Consider the following 3,940-nt stretch of genomic DNA (forward strand, 5'->3'; position numbering starts at 1 on the left):
CGACAGAGCGAGGGACTGGCTGCGTATCCCAAGGTGTCGTGACTCAAATAACGGCTACCTATTTCTAGGTGGTCGGGTCAACATAGCTCTTACAGAGCTTCAGTCCCTTTAGGGCTGGGTTGTTGACTTTAAGTCTGTCTTGTAGAAACAAATAATTGCCCACCTAAACCTCATCTAAGTTGAGAACCGTAGTTTTTGCTCTCACCCTAAATCCCTCTCCCAGATATGGGAGAGAGACTTTGAAATTCTGGCTCCTCTTCTCCCATATATGGGAGAAGGGGTTGGGGGATGAGGGCAAATCCTTTTGAACTAGGAAGAACTACGGGTTTCAAGATCGACGTGGTTTAAGTTAGATAACTTGTGGTGGCAGTTAAAATTATGCCATGAAGGGCTGCACAGAATTAAACGGTTTTGTACTGAGACAATCCCACAAAACACAATTCTAAAGGAAACCCAACGCTAAGCATTTTAAGGTTATGTAAGCGTTATCTTAAGAATAAGTACAAGTTGTGCTACTAAATAAAAAGTATTTTTTAGATATTTCTAGGAAACTAGTAAATAATTATATAATGAGAAACTTTCAGGAGGAGCGGTAGTGAGCCTACAAACTCTCGTTGAACAAGCCACCATCCCCCCAGATTCCGGGTCAGCATCTAGTCCCTTTGATGCAGATAGCTTTAATGAAGCTGTCATGTCTACCTACGGCCGGTTTCCTTTAGCCTTAGAACGGGGTGCTGGATGCCGGGTTTGGGATACACAGGGGCGGGAATATCTGGACTTTGTGGCGGGAATTGCTACTTGTACTTTAGGACACGCCCACCCAGTGATGGTAGAAGCGGTGACACGCCAAATGCAGAAGCTGCATCATGTCTCTAACTTGTACTACATTCCTGAGCAAGGTGAATTGGCAAAATGGCTTGTTGATCATTCCTGTGCCGATCGCGTATTTTTCTGCAACTCTGGAGCTGAAGCTAACGAAGCCGCAATTAAACTGGCGCGGAAATATGCCCATACAGTATTAGAAATTGAAAAACCAATTATTTTAACCGCCAATGCGAGTTTCCACGGGCGGACTTTGGCAACAGTTACCGCCACTGGGCAACCGAAGTATCAAAAATATTTTGATCCTTTAGTACCTGGATTTCACTACGTAAATTACAACGATATTAACGCTGTGGAAGTAGCGATTAGTGAGTTGGATGAAGGCGATTACCGTGTAGCGGCGATTCTGATTGAGCCATTGCAGGGAGAAGGCGGTGTACGTCCGGGAGATGTAGCCTATTTCAAAAAGCTCCGGCAGATTTGCGACGAAACTGGCGTTTTATTGATTTTTGATGAAGTGCAAGTTGGTATGGGGCGCAGTGGAAAATTATGGGGTTACGAACATCTCGGCGTTGAACCGGATATTTTCACCAGTGCTAAAGGCTTAGGTGGCGGTATCCCCATCGGTGCAATGATGAGCAAGAAATTCTCCGATGTTTTTCAACCAGGGGAACACGCCAGCACCTTTGGCGGCAATCCTTTTGTGTGTGGTGTAGCACTCAGTGTTTGCCAGACATTGGAACGGGAAAATATTTTGGAGAATGTGCAAGACAGGGGTGAACAATTGCGATGTGGATTGAGGGCGATCGCCGCAAAATATCCTCAGCACATTGGCGAAGTTCGGGGTTGGGGTTTAATTAACGGTTTGGAGTTGCGAGCCGACATTCAACTAACCGCAGCCGATGTTGTCAATGCTGCCATCAAAGAGGGTGTATTGCTTGTACCAGCTGGGCCAAAAGTAATCCGGTTTGTGCCACCGCTAATTGTCACAGAGGCAGAAGTCAACACTGCCTTGGAAGCTGTGGAAAAGGCGATCGCTACTGTCACCAAATTAACTTAACAGGACTTACGCAAAAACTCTCTGCAACTCTTATTTCTTGGCGTACTTGGCGTCCTTCTCCCTTGGCGCTAGCCTCTCCCTTTGGGAGAAGGGGAGACGCACTCGCGTTTGCGGTTCGTCTTTTCATGATTTTGCGTCGCTCTACTTAACCTTAAGTAGAGCGACGCAAATAAAGCTAACTGGCTAAGGCTGTCATTTGTCCTTCGTCATTTATAAGGCAATACAGTTCAGTTAAGGCTAAAAACTAAATCTGGTGTAGGTTGGGTTGAGGAACGAAACCCAACATTATCGAGACTTTGTTGGGTAACGCTTACGCTCAACCCAACCTACTATTCTCTTAACCCAAGCGTATTGATTTATAAGGGTTTAAGGTGTATTTACATTTCGTAATATAGTTTGGTTTATTTTTGCCGACTTGCTTAAAAGGGCGGTTAGAAACCGCTTCTACACGAGACTTTACCCGCCTACGCGAGTTAAAAACCTTAATTTTCTCTTAGCCTAGGTCGCTGGGCTTTGTTTGTATAGCCGTGAATTCTATTGGCCAGGGCTTTTTCATTCTTGAGAAATTTCTCGATAAGCTTGCCGACACTGCTCATAATTATCTGACAAAATCTCGGCATTACCAAAACATAATTGCTCGTGAGTGGTAATTAAAGTTTCATAAGGCTGTATAGCAGTCACAGACGATCGCAGTAATTGGAGATATTCACCATCTGTACGGCTGAGTTTGTGGGGTGCGTAGACGCCCTGCGGCTTGTCGTTAGACATCGAATTTTGATGCAACTGCTGCAACATTGCTAAATAAACACAACGGCAAGCTTCACGGTAATTACCTTGACGGTAAAATTCTTGCGATCGCTCCAACAAAAGGGTTATGGATGAATCATTAGAGCGAGTTTTTACACGAAAATCAGTGAGATTGCCAGTTCTATTCAGCCAAGAATATACATAAGGACTGAATTCTCGCCACAATCGCCAACCCACCCAAACTATAAATAAGCCTAGTACCAACCAAAACAGGAATTTCAGCAAGTCACCTAGCCAAGGGCTAATCGACCATCCAGTAGGCAATTCTCGTAGAGCTTTTTCGAGGCGGTAAAACTGGTATTCCCACCATTCTCCCGCTTGTTGTTGGAATTGAGACAATTGCCAACTCCAGCTAGTTTTTTCAAAAGTATCTGTCATAACGGGGAGTGGGGAACAGTGGAAGCAGTGGAAGCAGGGGAGCAGGGAAAAAAGAACTAACTATTTATTATTGACCAATGCCCAATGCCCCATGCCCAATGACTAATGACTAATGACTAATGACTAATGACTAATGACTAATGACTAATGACTAATGACTAATGACTAATGACTAATGACTAATGACTCTTGACTTTTTTATCATTATCCAGCCGATAATGACAAGTAGCGCACCGAATGCCAGAAATCCTAGATCCCAAGCTAACTGATTTGGGCCTGGTTTCACATGATGAACACCGAGAATTTGGTGGTCAATTAAACCTTCAACCAAATCGAACAACCCAGTACCAATAAGTATTGACCCAATAAAGGTCTGTGATGACCAAGGAACATCATCACGCCCTCCCGCACGCCATAGTAACACAAGTCCGATCACGGTGAATACCCAATCCAAGGCATGAAATAACCCGTCCCATACCATGTTCAAATCTATATTCGCTGTGTTTGTCAGAGGTCGAATGTTACTGAGCATATGATGCCACTGGAGGATCTGATGCAGTAAAATTCCATCAATAAACCCTCCAAGACCAACACCAAGAAAAATTCCAGCAGTAATTAGTGGTGTGCGTCGGTTGAGGGTTTCATTCTTTGCCTCCATTGTCAACCTCATAGATAGGCTTTTTCACCAAAATACAACTCTTTTAGGAAAAATATCTTCTATCTTGAGGCAAGTACGATTATTAAACTTAAATATGCGTAATCCAGAACTCTTGTAGAGACGTAGCACTGCTACGTCTCTACATTCTCACCAGATGTCTTTTAGACAGCAGTCTCAACTAAGGTAGTAGATATATCGGGAGAGACGCGATTAAT

3 protein-coding genes are annotated in these 3,940 nt (G+C 43.9%); 1 reads left to right on the top strand and 2 read right to left on the bottom strand.

The window, feature by feature from the left end:
• Positions 1-595: 595 nt before the first annotated feature.
• On the top strand, positions 596-1,882 hold the full coding sequence (locus LC605_RS31555; RefSeq protein WP_229551336.1) for an aspartate aminotransferase family protein: 1,287 nt from the start codon (positions 596-598) through the stop codon (positions 1,880-1,882).
• A 552-nt stretch (positions 1,883-2,434) separates the two neighbouring features.
• Here the strand turns inward: LC605_RS31555 and LC605_RS31560 are convergent.
• Positions 2,435-3,067 carry a DUF4129 domain-containing protein gene (locus LC605_RS31560; RefSeq protein ID WP_229551337.1) on the bottom strand — a complete coding sequence of 211 codons (633 nt, stop codon included), beginning with the start codon at positions 3,065-3,067 and terminating at the stop codon, positions 2,435-2,437.
• Between the two features lie 172 nt (positions 3,068-3,239).
• Positions 3,240-3,725 carry a DUF2243 domain-containing protein gene (locus tag LC605_RS31565; RefSeq protein WP_229551338.1) on the bottom strand — a complete coding sequence of 162 codons (486 nt, stop codon included), beginning with the start codon at positions 3,723-3,725 and terminating at the stop codon, positions 3,240-3,242.
• Positions 3,726-3,940 lie beyond the last annotated feature (215 nt).

The organism is Nostoc sp. CHAB 5836, from assembly GCF_020829445.1.
Lineage (GTDB): Bacteria > Cyanobacteriota > Cyanobacteriia > Cyanobacteriales > Nostocaceae > Nostoc.

Excerpts from the sequence above, each read along its gene's own strand:
- LC605_RS31565 (WP_229551338.1), bottom strand. The coding sequence starts at position 3,725 with ATGGAGGCAAAGAATGAAACCCTCAACCGACGCACACCACTAATTACT.
- LC605_RS31560 (WP_229551337.1), bottom strand. The coding sequence starts at position 3,067 with ATGACAGATACTTTTGAAAAAACTAGCTGGAGTTGGCAATTGTCTCAA.